Source organism: Streptomyces shenzhenensis, assembly GCF_003688995.1.
Lineage (GTDB): Bacteria > Actinomycetota > Actinomycetes > Streptomycetales > Streptomycetaceae > Streptomyces > Streptomyces shenzhenensis_A.
This window is the reverse complement of record NZ_PENI01000026.1, coordinates 72,993-90,251: the sequence shown is the minus strand read 5'-3', so window position 1 is coordinate 90,251 and position 17,259 is coordinate 72,993. Positions and strand designations below refer to the sequence as shown.

Here is a 17,259-nt window from a genome sequence, read left to right as displayed (position 1 = left end):
GAATGAACCAGGCTGCTTGAACGTTCACCCGAATCGCGGGGACCGCCTCCGCACCGCCGGACCTGGAGAGAGCCGAGACCATGCGCGTCGAGATCTGGAGCGACATCGCCTGCCCCTGGTGCTACGTGGGCAAGGCCCGCTTCGAGAAGGCGCTCGCGGCCTTCCCGCACCGCGACGGCGTCGAGGTGGTGCACCGCTCCTTCGAGCTGGACCCGGGCCGCGCCAAGGGCGACGTCCAGCCCGTGCTGACGATGCTCACCCGGAAGTACGGCATGAGCGAGGCACAGGCCCAGGCCGGCGAGGACAACCTTGCCGCGCAGGCCACCGCCGAGGGACTGGACTACCGCACCCGCGGCCGCGACCACGGCAACACCTTCGACATGCACCGCCTGCTGCACTTCGCCAAGGAACACGGCCGCCAGGACGAACTGATCCAGATCCTGTACCGGGCCAACTTCGCCGAGGAGCGCTCCGTCTTCACCGAGGGCGAGGACCGGCTGGTGCAGCTGGCTGCCGAGGCCGGACTCGACGCCGACGCCGCCCGCGCGGTGCTCGCGGACCCCGCCGCCTACGCCGACGAGGTCCGGGCCGACGAGCGCGAGGCCGCCCAGCTCGGCGCGAACGGCGTGCCCTTCTTCGTCCTCGACCGCAAGTACGGCGTCTCCGGTGCCCAGCCCGCCGAGGTCTTCAGCCAGGCGCTCACCCAGGCGTGGGGCGAGCGCTCCCCGCTGAAGCTGATCGACCAGGGCGCCGCGGACGCCTGCGGCCCGGACGGATGCGCGGTGCCGCAGAACTGAGAAACCGCAGGCCGGGGCCGACGTATAAGCGCCGCTGAGGGGAACCCTGTAACCATCCGCAATGGACGGTGACCGCACGGGGCCGCACAGTGGACCCATGGAGACCTTCGAGAGCCTCGTCCGCGCCGAGTTCGCCCCGAAGAACACCTTTCTGAACACCGCGAGCAGCGGCCTGCTCCCGGCCCGGTCCGTCGCCGCGCTGCACGAGGCGGTGGCGCTCCGGGCCGCGGGCAGCCCGCTGGACCCGCTGTTCCAGGACGTCGAGCTGGCCCGGGCGTCCTTCGCCCGGCTGGCCGGCGTCCCGGCCACCCGGGTGGCGGCGGGCCCCTCCGTCGCCGCGCACACCGGCCTTGTCGCCGCCGCACTGCCCGCCGGCGCCGAAGTCCTCACCGCCGAGGCCGACTTCAGCTCCGTGGTGAACCCGTTCCACATGCGCGGCGACCTCAAGGTACGGGCCGTACCGCTGGACCGGCTCGCCGAGTCCGTCCGGCCGGGCACCGCACTGGTCGCGGTCAGCGCCGCGCAGTCCGCGGACGGCCGGATCGCCGACCTGCCCGCGCTGCGCGCCGCGGCGGCGGCCCACGGTGCCCGCACCTATGTCGACTTCTCGCAGGCGGCAGGCTGGCTGCCGATGGACGCCGACGCGTCCGACTTCACCGTCTCCACCACCTTCAAGTGGCTGCTCGGCCCGCACGGCGCGGCCTTCCTCGTCGTACCGGAGGACTTCGGCGCGCTGACACCGGTGCTGGCCGGCTGGGTCGCGGGGGAGGAACCCTGGGCGAGCTGCTACGGGCCCGTCGAGGAACTCGCCCACTCCGCCCGGCGGTTCGACGTGAGCCCGGCCCTGTTCAGCTACGCCGGGCTGCGCCCCTCGCTCGCGCTGATCGAGGAGATCGGCGTGGCCGCCGTGCACGCCCACGACACGGCACTCGCCGTCCGCTTCCGCGCCGGACTCGCCCGGCTCGGCCATGAAGCCCGGCCCGCGCCCGGCTCGGCGATCGTCTCCGTGCCGGGGCTCGGCCACCGCAGGCCCGAGCTGGCCCGCGCGGGCATCGAGGTGTCCGACCGCGCGGGCCAGCTGCGGGCCTCCTTCCATCTGTACAACACGCCCGCGGACGTCGACCGCCTGCTGGACGTGCTGGCCGGCTGACCCCGCGCCGGGGGCCGCGGGCCGCTCAGCGGACCGGCGTGAAGTCCCTCGCGCCGATGAACTCCGGCCGCCGCACCGGCGCCGCGAAGGGTTCGACCGCCGTGTTCTCCACGCTGTTGAACACGATGAAGACGTTGCTGCGCGGGAACGGGGTGATGTTGTCGCCCGAGCCGTGCATGCAGTTGCAGTCGAACCAGGTCGCGGAGCCCGCCGGGCCCGTGAACAGCCGGATGCCGTGCTCGCCCGCCAGGGCGGTCAGCGCCGCGTCGGACGGCGTGCCCGCGTCCTGCATCTGCAGCGACTTCTTGTAGTTGTCCGCGGGCGTGGCCCCCGCGCACCCGAGGAACGTGCGGTGCGAGCCCGGCATGATCATGAGCCCGCCGTTGGTGTCATGGTTCTCGGTCAACGCGATCGACACGGACACCGTCCGCATGCGCGGCAGCCCGTCCTCCGCGTGCCAGGTCTCGAAGTCCGAGTGCCAGTAGAAGCCGCTGGCCCCGAAGCCCGGCTTGACGTTGATCCGGGACTGGTGGACGTACACGTCCGAGCCGAGGATCTGCCGGGCCCGGCCGACCACCCGCTCGTCGCGGACGAGCTCCGCGAACACCTCGCTGATCCGGTGGACCTCGAAGACGGAGCGGATCTCCTTCGACTTCGGCTCCACGATCGAGCGCTCGTCGGCGCGGACCGCCGGGTCGGCGATCAGCCGGTCCAGCTCCTGCCGGTAGCGGACGACCTCGGCGTCGTCGATCAGCTGCCCGACGGTGAGGAAGCCGTCGCGCTCGAACGCCCGCAGATCGGCGGCCGGGACGGGTCCCGGCGCGTCGGGGGAGCCCCAGACGACCGGGTCCTGGCGGGGTACGGACACCTCGGTGGCGCCGCGGCTGGGGTAGAGGTCGGTGACCGTCATGTGCTCAGACCTCCTCGGGCTCGGTGAGCAGGGGGTAGACGCCGTTCTCGTCGTGGTCCTCCCGTCCGGTGACGGGCGGGTTGAACACGCAGATGCAGCGGAAGTCCTCCTGGACCCGGAGCGTGTGCCGCTCGTGGCCGTCGAGGAGGTACAGGGTGCCGGGGGTGATCGAGTACGTCTTCCCGGTCTCGTGGTCGGTGAGCTCGGCCGCGCCCTCGACGCAGACGACGGCCTCGATGTGGTTGGCGTACCACATCGACGTCTCGGTGCCGGCGTACAGGACGGTCTCGTGGAGGGAGAAGCCGACCCGCTCCTTGGCGAGCACGATCCGCTTGCTCTCCCAGGTGCCGGACGCCGCCTTCACATGACGGTCGGTGCCTTCGATCTCCTTGAACGAACGGACGATCACGGTGGTGCACAGCCTCCTCGGTGGAAGTGTCGTGGTGACGGCGCCGGGCGGCGCCGCTGGTGCCGGACGGGTCAGACGGTCTCCCGTACGGCGCGGGCGAGGATGCTCAGCCCCTCGTCCAGCTCGTCCGGGGTGACGGTGAGCGCGGGCAGCAGCTTGACGACCTCGCTCTCCGGGCCGGACGTCTCGATGAGCAGCCCGAGTTCGAAGGCGCGCCGGGCCACCCGTTCCGCGCGCCCCTTGTCGTGGAACTCCAGGCCCCACACGAGCCCCCGCCCCCGGTACTCCTTCACCTCGGCGGGGTTCTCCTCGGCGACCGCGATCAGCTCCCGCTCGATCCGCTCGCCCCGGGCCCGGGTCTGCTTCTCCATGACGGAGCCGTCGGCCCAGTACGTCTCCAGGGCCGCGGTGGCGGTGACGAACGCGGGGTTGTTGCCGCGGAACGTGCCGTTGTGCTCGCCCGGCTCCCAGATGTCCAGCTCGGGCTTGAACAGGCACAGCGACATGGGCAGTCCGTAGCCGCTGATGGACTTCGACACGGTGACGATGTCGGGCACGATGCCGGCCTCCTCGAAGGAGAAGAAGGCGCCGGTGCGGCCGCAGCCCATCTGGACGTCGTCGACGATCAGCAGCATGTCGCGGCGCGCGCACAACTCGGCCAGCCCGCGCAGCCATTCGGGCCGGGCGACATTGATGCCGCCCTCGCCCTGCACGGTCTCGACGATCACCGCGGCGGGCTGGTTGAGCCCGGAGCCCTGGTCGCCGAGCAGCCGCTCGAACCAGAGGAAGTCGGGGACCCGCCCGTCCAGGTAGTGGTCGAAGGGCATCGGCGTGCCGTGCACCAGCGGGATCCCGGCCCCGGCCCGTTTGAACGCGTTGCCGGTGACGGCCAGCGAGCCGAGGGACATGCCGTGGAAGGCGTTGGTGAACGACACGATCGCCTCGCGGCCCTTCACCTTCCGCGCCAGCTTCAGCGCGGACTCGACCGCGTTGGTACCGGTCGGGCCCGGGAACATCACCTTGTACGGCAGGTCGCGCGGGCGCAGCACCAGGTCCTGGAAGGTCTGCAGGAAGGTCCGTTTGGCCGTGGTGGACATGTCCAGGCCGTGGGTGACCCCGTCCCGCATCAGATAGTCGATCAACGCCCGTTTGAGTACGGGGTTGTTGTGGCCGTAGTTGAGTGAGCCCGCACCGGCGAAGAAGTCGAGGTACCGGTGCCCGTCCTCGTCGTACATCAGGCTGCCCCGGGCACGGTCGAAGACGGTGGGCCAGCCGCGGCAGTAGCTGCGCACCTCGGACTCCAGGGTCTCGAAGACGCTCAGGTCGGGCTGCGTGATGGTCACGGTGATCGCTCCTCAGTGCGACGAGTGGGGGGTCAACGGGCCGATCCGGTACAGGACTTCCGGCTGGTGGGGGCCGTCGGGGAACAGCCCGGAGTCGAACAGCACCTCGCGGGTGACAGGGGCGCCGTGCCGGGCGGCGTACGAGGTGAACAGGCGCTCGGAGGCGGTGTTGCCGGGGGTGATGGTCGTCTCGACGGAGGCGATGCCGTGCCCGGCGCCGAGCCGCGCGGTCAGCCCGTCGAGCAGTGCGGCCGCCACGCCGTGGCCGCGGTACGCCGCGTTCACCGCGACCTGCCAGACGAGCAGGGTCCGCGGGCGCTCGGGCCGTACGTACCCGGTGACGAAACCGACGGGTGCGCCGTCCGCTCCGCGGGCCACCGCCGAGGTGCCGGCGAAGTCGCGGCACCACAGCAGATAGCTGTACGAGGAGTTCAGATCGAGGGTTCCGGAGTCCTTGGCAATACGCCAGAGAGCGGCCCCGTCCGTCACCTCCGGGCGGTCGATGAGCAGGTCTGCTTGTGCGGCAGTCATGCGCATTGAATTTAGCGAGCCGAATTCAGAAATGCACGGTTGCGGGCGGGCGTCGATGCGTAAGGGGGCTTGATATGTGGCGTTTTGTCCTGCATGAATAGTGACAAATCGCCCCCCGATGTGGAGTGCGTCACACGGGCGAAACCTGCGCGAAAAACTTCTTGTTTAGCCTCGGAGAAAGCGGGCAGAAGAACTCGGGAAAGCTATCCGAAAATAGGGACCCGAATTGTCAATGATTTCAGCCTCCGGCCATGCGGCCGATAGGGAGGATTATCGGCCCGCAGAGTCGGCGGAGCCGGCGGCGCGGTGGGCGGCCGCCAGGTCGACGGTCAGTCCCTGCGCGGAGAGGGCCGCGCCCAGTGCCGCCAGGGAGCCGCGCACCGCCTCGACCGTCGCGTCCGCACCGTAGTGGTTGACCCGGATCATCTCCTTGGCCAGCGCGCCGCCCCCCGCGGCCAGCGGCAGCGCGGGGTCGCTCGCCAGCGCCCGGTCCACCAGCTCCGACGCGACCACGCCCGGCGGCACCCGCAGCGTCGTGGCCACCGGCGCCGCGTCCGCGGCCTCGTGCACATACGGCTCCAGACCCCCGCCCAGCGCCAGCGCCCCCGCCCGCGCGGCCAGTGCGGCGCTCCGGTGCCGGGCCGTCACCGCGTCGAGACCCACGCTCTCGATCCGCTCCACGCACGCCTCCAGCGCCAGCATCTCCAACTGCGCCGGCGCGTGCGGCAGCGCGGTACGGCCCGTGTCGATCCAGCGCTCCTTCCAGTCGAGCAGGGAGAGGTAGGAGCGGCGCGGGGCGCGAGGGTTCGCCGCCATCCGGGTCCAGGCCCGCTCGCTCACCGACACCGCCGACACCCCCGCCGGGCCGCCCATCGCCTTCTGCGCGCCGATCACGCACAGGTCCACGCCCCAGGCGTCCGGCAGCACCGGCTCGGCGCCGACGGAGGCCACCGCGTCCAGGTAGAACAGCGCGCCGTGCGCCCGCACCACCTCGCCGATCTCCGCGACCGGGTTGGTGTTCCCGGTCGCCGCCTCCGCGTGCACCAGGGAGACGAAGTCGATCTCCGGGTGTGCGGCGAGGGCCGCCCGGATCCCGTCCGCGGTGACCGCCGTGTGGAACGGCACCGCCAGGTCGACCACCGTCGCACCGCAGTCCCGCAGCCAGTTCCCGAAGGTCTGCCCGTACGGTCCCGTGATCACGTTCAGCGCAGTGGTGCCGGGACCGGCCGTTCCGCGGATCGCGCCCTCCAGCGGCAGCAGCGCCTCGCCCTGCATGATCACGACGTCCTGCCGGGTGCCGAGCAGCCGGGCCACCCGGTCCTCGACGGCGGCGAACCGCGCGGCGGTCAGCGGGGGCAGATCGAGGAAGGGGTGGGTCACGGCGGTGCTCTCTTCGCTCACGAGGGGTCGGTTCCGACGAGCGTAACCGGCCACCTCCCGCTCCCGGCGGCCGGTGACTTCTCAGGTCAAAAGCCCCGTACCCATGGGATTGCTTGGGGAGACCCCAAGATATTCTTATAATCGGACGTTGATTTTCAGAAGCCGCACTCCCCCCACAGGAGGTCCCGTGATCACGCTCCCCGGGCGCCGGACCCGTGTCCTGGCCGCCACCGTCGCCGCGGCCGCGCTGGCCCTCGTGGCCGGCTGCTCGTCGGACGACAGCTCCGGCGGCGCCGCCAAGACCGCCGCCGGCGGGGTCGAACTGGTCAAGGCCGGGCAGCTCACCACCTGCACCCACCTGCCCTACCCGCCGTTCCAGTCCGAGATCGACGGCACGGTGCAGGGCTTCGACGTCGCCCTGATCGACCTGGTCGCCAAGAACCTGGGCGTGCGCCAGCAGATCCTCGACACGCCCTTCGAGAACTTCAAGACCGGGGCCTTCCTCAACTCCGGACAGTGCGACCTGGGCGCCGCCGGCATGACCATCACCGCCGAGCGCAAGAAGAACGTCGACTTCTCGGACCCGTACTTCGACGCCACCCAGGCCGTCCTCGTCGACAAGAAGAGCGGCATCACCTCCTTCGCCGCCGTCAAGGCCAAGGGCGGCAAGCTCGGCGCCCAGGCGCAGACCACCGGCGAGGACTACGCGAAGAGCAAGGGCTACGACCCGGTCTCCTTCGAGTCCTCCGACGCCGTGCTCAACGGCCTGCGCACCGGCCAGGTCCAGGCCGTCGTCATCGACTACCCGGTCGTCCAGGGCTGGCTGAAGGACAAGGCAAACGCCGACGCGTTCCAGGTGGTGGACAACCTCGACACCGGTGAGCAGTACGGCTTCACGGTGAAGAAGGGCAACGCCGAGCTGCTCGCCGCCGTCGACAAGGCCATCGGGGACGCCAGGGCGGACGGCACGTACAAGAAGCTGTACGAGCAGTGGATCGGCCCCTACGACGCCTCCGCCGCGTCGCCCGCCGCCTCATGACCGGTCCGGAGCACACCGACGTCACACCCCGCAGAAAGGGACTGACCCGCCGCCAAAGACGCGGGCTGGCACGGGGAACCCAGTACGCCGTCTTCGCCGCCGCGGTGACCGCCCTGGCGGTCGCCGCGGACTGGGGCCGGCTGCGGAACCAGTTCGCGCAGGCGGACATCGCCCGGCAGATGTTCCCCGACGTCATCACGCTGGCGCTGAAGAACACCGTGCTCTACACCCTGTCCGGCTTCGTCTTCGGACTGGTGCTCGGCATGGTGATCGCCCTCATGCGGCTGTCGTCCGTGGGCCCCTACCGCTGGCTCGCGAGCGTCTACATCGAGATCTTCCGCGGCCTGCCCGCCCTGCTGATCTTCATCTTCGTCGGTGTCGCCGTGCCGCTCGCCTTCCCCGGCACCGAGATCCCCGGCGGGACGTACGGCAAGGTCGCGCTCGCGCTCGGCCTGGTCTCGGCCGCCTACATGGCGGAGACCATCCGCGCCGGCATCCAGGCCGTGCCCAAGGGGCAGCTGGAGGCGGCCCGTTCGCTGGGGTTCTCGCCCGCGAGGGCCATGGTCTCGGTCATCGTCCCGCAGGCGTTCCGCATCATCCTGCCGCCGCTCACCAACGAACTGGTGCTGCTGTTCAAGGACTCCTCGCTGGTGCTGTTCCTCGGCGTCACCCTCCAGGAGCGCGAACTGTCCAAGCTCGGCCGGGACCTGGCCAGCCAGACGGCCAACTCGACGCCGATCCTGGTGGCCGGCCTGTGCTATCTGCTGGTCACCGTCCCGCTCAGCCTCGTCGTCCGCCGTATGGAGTCCAAGGCCCAGGAGGCCGTCAGGTGAGCCGCCCCGAGATCCGCGTCCGCGCACTGCACAAGTCCTTCGGCGCCGACGAGGTGCTGCGCGGGATCGACCTGGAGGTCGGCCGGGGCGAGGTCGTCTGCGTCATCGGCCCCTCCGGCTCCGGCAAGTCGACCCTGCTCCGGTGCGTCAACCTGCTGGAGGAGCCGACCCGGGGCCAGGTGTTCGTCGGCGACGCCGAACTCACCGACCCCGACGTGGACATCGACGCCGTACGCCGCCGTATCGGCATGGTCTTCCAGCAGTTCAACCTGTTCCCGCATCTGACCGTGGCCGAGAACCTCACCCTGCCGCAGCGCCGTGTGCTGCGCCGGGACAAGGCGGAGGCCGCCCGGGTCGCCGCCCGCAACCTGGCGCGGGTCGGTCTGTCCGAGAAGGCGGACGCCTACCCCGCCGCCCTCTCCGGCGGTCAGCAGCAGCGCGTCGCCATCGCCCGCGCGCTCGCCATGGGCCCCGAGGTCATGCTGTTCGACGAGCCGACCTCGGCGCTCGACCCGGAACTCGTCGGGGACGTCCTCGCCGTGATGCGCATGCTCGCCGACGAGGGCATGACCATGATGGTCGTCACCCACGAGATGACCTTCGCCCGCGAGGTCGCCGACCGGGTCGTCTTCATGGACGGCGGGGTGATCGTCGAGGACGGCACCCCCGACCAGGTCATCGGCGCCCCGCGCCACGCACGCACCCGTCACTTCCTCTCCCGCCTCCTCGACCCGGCGACGGCGGCCGTCCGGAAAGAGCCCCCCGACCGGGTGGGCCACGGGGACTGAGCAGGTCCGGTGAAGTCCGCTGCGGTTCGACAGCGCCCTGAAGGGGCGCGGGGCTGTATTGATATGCGGCTCCGCCGCGATGGGGGTCCCCCCTGTTCGAGCGAAGCCGAGAACTTGGGGGAGCGACCAGCCACGACGGTGCCGCAGCCGACCGACGGCACATCGCGGCAGGTTCAGCGCAGCGCTCAGGCCCTGTCGTCGAACTCCAGGACGCCGCAGGGCCCGTCCTCCGGGCGGACGACGGGGGCCTGACGACAGGGCCCCAGCGGCTCACTAAGGTGCCGTACATGAGCGATCACGCGGTGCTGCACGTGAAGGGGCGGATCCTCGTCGGTCCGGACGAGGTCCGCGACGAGCTGTGGGTGGTCGGCGGGCGGATCTGCTACGACCGTCCGGCCGGCGCCCGCGATCTGACGACCGTGACCGGCTGGGCGCTGCCCGGACTGGTCGACGCCCACTGCCATGTGGGCCTCGGCACGCAGGGCCCGGTCGACGCGGACGCCGCCGAGAAGCAGGCGCTGACCGACCGGGAGGCGGGCACCCTGCTGGTCCGCGACGCGGGCTCGCCCTCGGACACCCGCTGGATCGACGACCGCGAGGACCTCCCGAGGATCATCCGGGCCGGCCGGCACATCGCGCGCACCCGCCGCTACATCCGCGACTTCGCCCATGAGATCGAGCCGGACGAACTCGTCGCCCACGTCACCCAGGAGGCGCGGCGCGGCGACGGCTGGGTCAAGCTGGTCGGCGACTGGATCGACCGCGACCTCGGCGACCTGGCCGCCTGCTGGCCGCGCGAGGCCGTGGCGGCGGCGATCGCCGAGGCCCACCGGCTCGGCGCCCGGGTCACCGCGCACTGCTTCGCGGAGAGCTCCCTGCGCGACCTGGTCGAGGCGGGCATCGACTGCATCGAGCACGCCACGGGGCTGACCGAGGAGCTGATCCCGCTGTTCGCCGAGCGCGGCGTGGCGATCGTCCCGACCCTCGTCAACATCGCGACGTTCCCGCAGCTCGCCGCGGGCGGCGACACCAAGTACCCGCGCTGGTCGGCGCACATGAGACGGCTGTACGAGCGGCGCTACGACACGGTGCGCGGCGCCCACGACGCCGGCATCCCGGTGTACGTCGGCACGGACGCGGGCGGTTCGCTGGCGCACGGCCTGGTCGCGGCCGAGGTCGCCGAACTGGTCGCCGCGGGGATCCCGCCGGTCGACGCGCTGTCGGCGACCAGCTGGGGCGCCCGCGCCTGGCTCGGCCGGCCCGGACTGGCCGAGGGCGCGCCCGCCGACCTGGTCGTGTACGAGGCGGATCCGCGGGCGGACGTACGGGTGCTGGCGGCCCCGCGGCGGGTGGTGCTGCGGGGGCAGATCATGGGGTAGCTGTGGGGTGGTTGCGGGGTAATTGTGGGGCAATCGTGGGGCAGGGGAACGCGGGGGAACTCCTGTGCCGTGGGATTCGAAAGCCCCTGCGGAAAGTCCACGAACGAGTGAAGTAACTCAGGATTGCTGTTTGTTCACCCACAGTGCGTAATCCTGGCCGGGTCCCAAGCAGATTCCAGTGGGGGTCCCACCGCCTTGAACAGCAACGATTTCCGTATGTCCGCACGCCGTCTGGCCGCCGTCGCGACGGCCACGGTCCTCGCCGCGGGCCCGGCAGCGCTGGCCGGCGCGAGCGCCGCGCACGCGACCACCGACCAGGGTCGCGCCAGCGCCGTCGTCCTGCGCACCGGACTTGATGTTTCCCTGCTCAACAAGACCGTGAACCTTCCGCTCGCGGTCTCCCTCAACGAGGTGCAGGCGCCGCAGAGCGCCGACAAGACGGCGCTGTCCGCCCGGCTCGACGGCGTGGACGGCGGCAAGCCGTTCACCGTGCTCGGCGCGGACGTGGCCGCCGCCAAGGCCACCGTGGCCGACGGCCGAGCCGAGGGCTCCGTCGACCTCGCCCACGTCAAGCTGCACGTCCCAGGGCTGCCCCTGCTGTCCCTCGTCGAGATCGACGCGGTCACCTCCAAGGCGACCTGCGAGGCCGGCAAGCAGCCCACCGCCTCCGCCAACGTGCTGGGCGCGGTGACGGCGCTCGGCAAGCGGATCACGCTCAGCGCGGGCGGCCCGACCGTCGTCCAGGTACCCGCGGTCGGCGAGGTGCGCCTCGACCTGTCGAAGCGCGAGACCACCTCCCGTACGGCGGCCGCCACCGCCCTCGAACTGAAGGTCTCCGTCAACCCGTTGAAGCTGAACGTGGCCGAGGTCGAGGGGACCGTCACCCTCGCCAAGGCGACCTGCGAGTCACCCGCCGCACCCGCCAAGCCCAGCGAGCCGGCCAAGCCCGCCGACCCGGCGGACCCGGCCAAGCCCGCGGCGGACGTGAAGCCCCAGGGCGCCCCGGCGCAGGCCGACCTCGCGGAGACCGGCGGGAACTCGGCGACGCCGTACATCGCGGGCGGCGCGCTCGCGCTCGTCCTCGCGGGCGGCGGCGCGGTGGCCCTGGCACGCCGCCGGAACTGACCGTCCGACGCGCCTGAGCGCCGGCCCCTCCCGTGGGGGATGGGGGAGGGGTCAGTCCGGGTGCCGTCCGGTCGGGGGGCCGGACGGACCGGGCAGCGCTGAGACCAGGGCGCGCAGCAGCCCGTCCGTGGTGGCCCGGTCGCGCACCGCCATCCGGACCCAGTCCGCGCCGAGCCCCGGGAAGGTGTCCCCGCGGCGCACGGCGTAACCGAGGTCGCGCAGCCGCCGCCGCACCCCGGCGGCGTCCGCCATGCGGACCAGGACGAACGGGCCTTCGGCCGGTTCCGCCACCCGCACCCCGCGCGCGGCGAACGCGGACAGGCCCGCCACCAGGTGGGCCCGGTCGGCCGCGATGAGATCCGCCGCGCGCGCCGCCTCCGCCAGCGCCCGCGGTGTCACACACGCCTGCGCCGCCGCCAGCGCCGGTGTGGACACCGGCCACAGCGGCTGGGTCCGCGCCAGCTCCGCGACGGTCTCCCGGGCGGCCAGGAGGTAGCCGATGCGCAGCCCGGCCAGGCCCCAGGTCTTCGTCAGGCTGCGCAGCACGACGAGTCCGGGCACGTCCGTCCGGCCGGCCAGCGCCTCGCGCTCGCCCGGCACCGCGTCCATGAACGCCTCGTCCACCACCAGCGTCCGCCCGGGACGGGCGAGCCGGGCGATCGTCGCGGCCGGGTGCAGCACCGAGGTGGGGTTCGTCGGATTGCCGATCACCACCAGATCGGCCTCCTCCGGGACGGCCGCCGGATCCAGCCGGAAGCCGTCCTCGGCACGCAGCAGCACCCGGTCCACCGTGTGCCCCGCGTCCCGCAGCGCCGCCTCCGGCTCCGTGAACTGCGGGTGCACCACCACCGGCCGGCGCACCTTCAGGGCCCGGGCGAGCAGCACGAACGCCTCGGCCGCACCGGAGGTCAGCAGCACCCGGTCCGCCCCGACCCCGTGCCGCGCCGCCACCGCCGCCCGCGCGGCCCGCCCGTCCGGGTAGGCCGCGAGACCGGTCAGCGACGCGGCGATCCGCTCCCGCAGCCAGTCCGGCGGGGTGCCGGCGCGGACGTTGACCGCGAGGTCGACCAGCGCCGAGCCGTCGTCCCGGACCTCGGCGTCGCCGTGGTGGCGCAGATCGGGTCCGGCACCGTCCTCAGTGGGCATGGGCGTGGCCGCCGTGGTGGTGCCCGTGCTGGGATCCGTGGTGGTGTCCGTCGTCGTCCGGGTGGAAGTGCGGCTGCTGCGGCAGGCCCACCTTGTCCTCGAAGCCCGGCAGCGCGATCCGGTACACGCACGAGTCGCAGTTCATCCGCAGATCGCCCCGGACGGCCTCCGTGTACCGCTCCATCACCAGGTCGAGCAGCTCCGGCTCGGGCCCGATGACATCCGCGCAGCGCACGTCCAGGTCCGGGTGCGCGGCGGCCCAGCCCTCGGTCTGCTGCCGCACCCGCTCCGGGAGGATGCCGGTGAACAGGAAGTAGGGCAGGACCACGATCCGGCGGGCCCCAAGACGGGCGCACCGGTCAAGGCCGAACGGCACGTCCGGCGCCGCCAGCGACACGAACGCCGGCTCCACGCCCGCGTACCCGCGTCCCTCCCACAGCAGCCGCGCCGCCTTGTGCACCTCGGCGTTGGCGTCCGGGTCGGTGGAGCCCCGGCCGACCAGCAGCACGGTCACATCGGCCCGGTCGGCGGGCGTGCGGGTGGCACCCCCGAGCGCCTCGTCGAGCCGCCGCTCCAGCACGCCGAGCAGCGCCGGATGCGGGCCCAGCGGGCGGCCGTAGGCGTACGAGATGCCGGGGTGCCGCTCCTTCTCGCGGGCCAGTGCCGCCGGAATGTCGCCCTTGGCGTGTCCCGCGGACACCAGCATCAGCGGCACGGCGGCGAACCGGTGCACGCCCCGCCGCACCAGCTCGGTCACGGCCTCGCCCAGCGGCGGCGCGGACAGCTCGATGAAACCGCCCGCCACGGGCAGTTCGGGGTGGCGGCGCCCCAACTCCCGTACGAAGGACCGGAACGCCTCGGCTCCGGCCTGGTCCCGGGTGCCGTGGCCGGCGATGAGCAGAGCGGGCGGCGGGGTGGTCACTGATTCTCCTCGGTCGGTGAAGTCGGGTGGTACAGAAGGGCGTTGAGGGCAGCGGCGGCCACCGCGGAGCCGCCCTTCTCGGAGACGTTGCTGACGGCGGGCAGCCCGCTCGCACGCAACGCGGCCTTGGACTCGGCCGCGCCGACGAAGCCTACGGGCAGGCCGATGACGAGCGCGGGGGAGGCGTCCAGCGTCAGCAGCTCCTCCAGGGCGGTCGGCGCGCAGCCGATCACCCAGAGCGCCCCGGGGCCGACGTCCTCGTACGCGAGCCGGACCGCATGCGCCGAACGGGTCAGGCCGGGCCCGGAGCCGGCGTCCCGCAGCCGGCAGACGGTCTCGCGGCGGGTGATGCCGGCCGCGACCATCTCCACGTCCACGACGACCGGCGCCCCGGCGTGCAGCGCGGCATGCGCCCGCACCAGGTCGTCCTCGGCCATGACGAGGTCGTTCGCGTACTCCAGGTCGGCGGCGGAGTGGATGACCCGCTCCACCACCGCCCGGGTCAGCGGCGCGAAGCCCGAGGTGTCCAGGCGGGCCCGCAGCCGCCGGAAGGACTCCTGCTCGATCGGGTGGATCACACGGTTCACCGGGTCTCCTCCTGCCGGGTGTCCTGCCAGCGGTAGCCGCGCGGGGTCACCATGCGTCCCGCGATCTCACGGGTCGCCGTGTTGCCCACCGTCACGACCGTCATCATGTCCACCCACGCCGGGTCGAGCGCACCCAGGGTGGTCAGCCGGCTCGACTCGTCGGCCCGCGACGCGTTGCGCACGACACCGACCGGCGTGCCCGGCTCGCGGTGCTCGGCGAGGATCGCCAGCGCCTTGGGCAGCTGCCAGTCGCGGCCCCGGGAACGCGGGTTGTAGAACGTCACCACGAGGTCCGCCGCGGCCGCGGCCCGTACCCGCCGCTCGATCACCTCCCACGGCGTGTGCAGGTCGGACAGGCTGATCGACACATGGTCGTGGCCCAGCGGCGCGCCCAGGACCGCCCCGGCGGCCAGCGCCGCGGTCACGCCCGGCACACCGACCACGTCGATGTCGTCGGACGCCTCGGCGAGCGCGGGCGATGCCATGGCGTACACGCCCGCGTCCCCGCTCCCGATCAGCGCGACCGCGTGGCCCGCCCGGGCCTCGGCGACCGCCGTCCGGGCCCGCTCCTCCTCGGCGCCAAGACCCGACTCCAGGATCCGGGTGCCCGGCCGCAGCAGGTCACGGATCTGGTCGACGTACTGGTCGAGACCGACGAGCACGGAGGCGCGCCGCAGTTCGGCCGCGGCGCGTGGCGTGAGCAGATCGCGGGCGCCGGGTCCGAGACCGACGACCGCGAGCCGCCCGCGCGCGGGCCGCCGGGCGACGGCGCAGGTCACCATGGCGGGCCGGGCGGCCGACTTCCGCTTGGGTACGAGGAGTTCGCCGCTGCGCAGCAGGGCGGCGGCCTCCGCGACGGACGGGGTGCCGACGGCGGCGAGCGGCGCGGCGGACGGGTTCGGCACGTCGACCCGCGCCAGCTCCTCGGCGGAGCAGGTCACCAGGGGCACGCCGAGCCGTGCGGCGGCGGCCACGATGCCCGGCTCCCCGGACTTGGCGTCCACGGTGGCGAGTTCGGCCACGGACGCGGCCGAGAGCCCGGCGTCCCGCAGCGCGTCCGCGATCAGCTCCAGCACCTCCTCGACCGGGGCGCCGCGGGAGGCGCCGACGCCGACCACCAGCGTCGGCGGGCGCACCACCACCTCGCGCGGGCCGGGTGCCACGTCCCGGTCGGTCACCCGGATCGTGTACGCCCCCTCGGCGGCGACCGGCAGCGGCGGCAGCGGCCAGCTCACCTCGGCGGCCAGGGCGACCGGCTCGCCGTCCAGCAGCGCTCGTGAGACGGCCGCGACGGCGCCCTCGACGGGGAGGCCGAGGGTGTCCAGGCCGGGCAGGTCCACCGCGTCCGTCGCCGTCGTCACCACCGGCGTCGCCCCCAGCAACTCGCCCACCTCCGCGGCGAGCTCGTTCGCCCCGCCGCCGTGCCCGCCGGCCAGCGACACGGCGAACCGGCCGCCCTCGTCCACGCACACCACACCCGGGTCGGCCGTCTTGTCGCCGAGCAGCGGAGCGATCAGCCGCACCACGGCCCCCGTCGCCAGGAAGCACACCAGCTGCTCGCACTCCGCGAACGCGGCCCGTACGGCGTCCTTGACCGGGCCGCCGTACACCCGGGTGCGGTCCGGCCAGGCCGCGGCCAGCCGGTCGCGGGCCGCCGCCCCCGCCGCGGTGGCGGAAATCAGGCCGATCACTGGGCAACTCCTTCGACACTCGCGCGGGGCCGCTCGCCCCACAGCAGGAACACGGGATTGGTCGCGGCCAGCCGGGTCACATCACCCGGCAGCGGCGCGAGCCGCGACGACTGCAACAGCACGCCGTCGCAGGAGAACCCGGCCGCGGTGAGCGCCGCGCGCGCCACCGGCACCCGGTCCAGGGCGGCCATGGCGACCACGACCGCCCGCCGGGCCCGGCGGGCGCACTCCGTGAGGACGGCGGGCAGCTCCCGACCGCCGCCGCCGACGAACACGGTATCGGGGTCGGGGAGTCGGGCGAGCACCGCGGGCGCCGTCCCGTGCACCGCCCGTACGTCGACGCCGTGCGCCCGCGCGTTGGCGCGGATCCGTTCGATGCCGTCCGCGGTCCGCTCCACGGCGACGGCGGCGGCGCCGAGCCGTGCGCACTCCACGGCCACCGAACCGGAGCCCGCGCCGACGTCCCACACCAGGTCGCCCGGGCGCGGCCCGAGCCGGGCCAGGGCCAGCGCCCGCACCTCGAACTTGGTGATCATCGAGTCGCGGTGGGTGAACTCGGTCTCGTCCAGGGCCCATCGGTTCGGCCGGGCGCCCGGTCCGGCCACCGCCCGCAGCTCGCCGGGCGCCCGGGACTCGTCCAGGCAGAGGACCACGCTCACCGCCGTGCCCCAGTCCCGGGCGGCGGCCTCGGCGGGCGTCACCCGCTCCACCCGCTCACCGGCGGGATCGCCGAGCGCGCTCGCCACGACGAGGACCCGGCCCGCGCCGAGCGCGGACCCCAGTTCGGCGGGCCCGGCGCCCGGCCCGGTCAGCACGGCCACCTTGGGATGCGCCCGGCAGACGTTGACGGCGGTGCGCAGCGCACGCCCGTGCGCGCTGACCACGACCGCGTCGTCCCAGGACAGCCCGACGCGCGCGAACGCCGTCGCGACCGACGAGACACCGGGCCGTACGTCGAGCAGCCCGGACCCGAACCGCTCGGCCAGCGCCCGCACGATCCCGAAGAACCCGGGGTCCCCGGAGGCCAGCACCACGACCGGCCGGGCCTCGGCGACGTACGCCGCGATGGTGTCGAGGGCGGGTCCGAGCGGTCCGAGCACCAGCTGTTCGGCCCCGTCCGGCAGCCGTACGGCCGCCAGGTGCCGCCGCCCGCCCACGACCAGCGCGGCACCGGCCAGGGCGTCCTGCCGGACCGGCGCCCCCGTACCCGTGCCGACGACGGTGATCAA

Annotated in this window: 17 protein-coding genes; 7 read left to right on the top strand and 10 right to left on the bottom strand. The window is 73.2% G+C overall.

Features of this window, described 5'->3' with window-relative positions; genetic code table 11:
- The first annotated feature begins 80 nt into the window (after positions 1-80).
- Positions 81-797 (top strand): DsbA family oxidoreductase, encoded by a 717-nt coding sequence (locus tag CTZ28_RS32315; RefSeq protein WP_121893268.1) that lies wholly within the window; start codon positions 81-83, stop codon positions 795-797.
- Positions 798-894: 97 nt separating this feature from the next.
- Positions 895-1,947 carry an aminotransferase class V-fold PLP-dependent enzyme gene (locus CTZ28_RS32310; RefSeq protein ID WP_121893267.1) on the top strand — a complete coding sequence of 351 codons (1,053 nt, stop codon included), beginning with the start codon at positions 895-897 and terminating at the stop codon, positions 1,945-1,947.
- Positions 1,948-1,972: 25 nt separating this feature from the next.
- On the opposite strand, the gene thpD is transcribed toward CTZ28_RS32310, so the two are convergent.
- From thpD to CTZ28_RS32285, 5 genes are all read right to left on the bottom strand, one after another.
- The gene (thpD, locus tag CTZ28_RS32305) at positions 1,973-2,857 is read right to left on the bottom strand and encodes an ectoine hydroxylase (protein ID WP_121893266.1); all 885 of its coding nucleotides are present in this window, start codon (positions 2,855-2,857) and stop codon (positions 1,973-1,975) included.
- A gap of 4 nt (positions 2,858-2,861) precedes the next feature.
- Positions 2,862-3,266, bottom strand: coding sequence for an ectoine synthase (locus CTZ28_RS32300; protein ID WP_121893265.1), 405 nt, complete (start codon positions 3,264-3,266; stop codon positions 2,862-2,864).
- A gap of 71 nt (positions 3,267-3,337) precedes the next feature.
- A complete protein-coding gene (ectB, locus tag CTZ28_RS32295; RefSeq protein WP_121893264.1) occupies positions 3,338-4,609 on the bottom strand; it encodes a diaminobutyrate--2-oxoglutarate transaminase in 1,272 nt (423 codons plus the stop codon).
- 12 nt (positions 4,610-4,621) lie between these two features.
- On the bottom strand, positions 4,622-5,140 hold the full coding sequence (gene ectA, locus CTZ28_RS32290) for a diaminobutyrate acetyltransferase (protein ID WP_121893263.1): 519 nt from the start codon (positions 5,138-5,140) through the stop codon (positions 4,622-4,624).
- A gap of 270 nt (positions 5,141-5,410) precedes the next feature.
- On the bottom strand, positions 5,411-6,520 hold the full coding sequence (locus CTZ28_RS32285; RefSeq protein ID WP_121893324.1) for a pyridoxal-phosphate-dependent aminotransferase family protein: 1,110 nt from the start codon (positions 6,518-6,520) through the stop codon (positions 5,411-5,413).
- Between the two features lie 187 nt (positions 6,521-6,707).
- Here CTZ28_RS32285 and CTZ28_RS32280 point away from each other — a divergent pair, with 187 nt between their 5' ends.
- The 5 genes from CTZ28_RS32280 (at position 6,708) to CTZ28_RS32255 (ending at position 11,684) form a co-directional block, all read left to right on the top strand.
- A complete protein-coding gene (locus tag CTZ28_RS32280; protein ID WP_121893262.1) occupies positions 6,708-7,559 on the top strand; it encodes an ABC transporter substrate-binding protein in 852 nt (283 codons plus the stop codon).
- Positions 7,556-8,392, top strand: a complete 837-nt coding sequence (locus tag CTZ28_RS32275) for an amino acid ABC transporter permease (protein WP_121893261.1) — start codon at positions 7,556-7,558, stop codon at positions 8,390-8,392. The genes CTZ28_RS32280 and CTZ28_RS32275 overlap by 4 nt, the downstream gene beginning before the upstream one ends.
- Complete coding sequence (locus CTZ28_RS32270) at positions 8,389-9,180, top strand: amino acid ABC transporter ATP-binding protein (protein ID WP_121893260.1); 792 nt, start codon at positions 8,389-8,391, stop codon at positions 9,178-9,180. Before CTZ28_RS32275 ends, CTZ28_RS32270 begins: the two co-directional genes overlap by 4 nt.
- 287 nt (positions 9,181-9,467) lie before the next feature.
- A complete protein-coding gene (locus tag CTZ28_RS32260; protein ID WP_121893258.1) occupies positions 9,468-10,559 on the top strand; it encodes an amidohydrolase family protein in 1,092 nt (363 codons plus the stop codon).
- A gap of 195 nt (positions 10,560-10,754) precedes the next feature.
- Positions 10,755-11,684 (top strand): SCO1860 family LAETG-anchored protein, encoded by a 930-nt coding sequence (locus CTZ28_RS32255; RefSeq protein ID WP_183154694.1) that lies wholly within the window; start codon positions 10,755-10,757, stop codon positions 11,682-11,684.
- A 51-nt stretch (positions 11,685-11,735) separates the two neighbouring features.
- Here CTZ28_RS32255 and cobC read toward each other — a convergent pair whose 3' ends face one another.
- From cobC to cbiE, 5 genes are read right to left on the bottom strand one after another with little or no spacing between them, the layout of a single operon-like run.
- Positions 11,736-12,830, bottom strand: a complete 1,095-nt coding sequence (gene cobC / locus CTZ28_RS32250; RefSeq protein WP_121893256.1) for an Rv2231c family histidinol phosphate aminotransferase CobC — start codon at positions 12,828-12,830, stop codon at positions 11,736-11,738.
- The gene (locus CTZ28_RS32245; RefSeq protein ID WP_121893255.1) at positions 12,820-13,752 is read right to left on the bottom strand and encodes a sirohydrochlorin chelatase; all 933 of its coding nucleotides are present in this window, start codon (positions 13,750-13,752) and stop codon (positions 12,820-12,822) included. The genes cobC and CTZ28_RS32245 overlap by 11 nt, the downstream gene beginning before the upstream one ends.
- Entirely contained in the window at positions 13,749-14,339 is a 591-nt protein-coding gene (locus tag CTZ28_RS32240) for a precorrin-8X methylmutase (RefSeq protein ID WP_121893254.1), read from the bottom strand. The genes CTZ28_RS32245 and CTZ28_RS32240 overlap by 4 nt, the downstream gene beginning before the upstream one ends.
- Positions 14,336-16,030 (bottom strand): precorrin-3B C(17)-methyltransferase, encoded by a 1,695-nt coding sequence (gene cobJ / locus CTZ28_RS32235; RefSeq protein ID WP_121893253.1) that lies wholly within the window; start codon positions 16,028-16,030, stop codon positions 14,336-14,338. The genes CTZ28_RS32240 and cobJ overlap by 4 nt, the downstream gene beginning before the upstream one ends.
- On the bottom strand, positions 16,027-17,259 hold the full coding sequence (gene cbiE, locus CTZ28_RS32230; RefSeq protein ID WP_121893252.1) for a precorrin-6y C5,15-methyltransferase (decarboxylating) subunit CbiE: 1,233 nt from the start codon (positions 17,257-17,259) through the stop codon (positions 16,027-16,029). Before cbiE ends, cobJ begins: the two co-directional genes overlap by 4 nt.

Excerpts from the sequence above, each read along its gene's own strand:
- ectA (WP_121893263.1), bottom strand. The coding sequence starts at position 5,140 with ATGACTGCCGCACAAGCAGACCTGCTCATCGACCGCCCGGAGGTGACG.
- CTZ28_RS32310 (WP_121893267.1), top strand. The coding sequence starts at position 895 with ATGGAGACCTTCGAGAGCCTCGTCCGCGCCGAGTTCGCCCCGAAGAAC.
- CTZ28_RS32315 (WP_121893268.1), top strand. The coding sequence starts at position 81 with ATGCGCGTCGAGATCTGGAGCGACATCGCCTGCCCCTGGTGCTACGTG.
- thpD (WP_121893266.1), bottom strand. The coding sequence starts at position 2,857 with ATGACGGTCACCGACCTCTACCCCAGCCGCGGCGCCACCGAGGTGTCC.
- CTZ28_RS32260 (WP_121893258.1), top strand. The coding sequence starts at position 9,468 with ATGAGCGATCACGCGGTGCTGCACGTGAAGGGGCGGATCCTCGTCGGT.
- cobC (WP_121893256.1), bottom strand. The coding sequence starts at position 12,830 with ATGCCCACTGAGGACGGTGCCGGACCCGATCTGCGCCACCACGGCGAC.
- CTZ28_RS32275 (WP_121893261.1), top strand. The coding sequence starts at position 7,556 with ATGACCGGTCCGGAGCACACCGACGTCACACCCCGCAGAAAGGGACTG.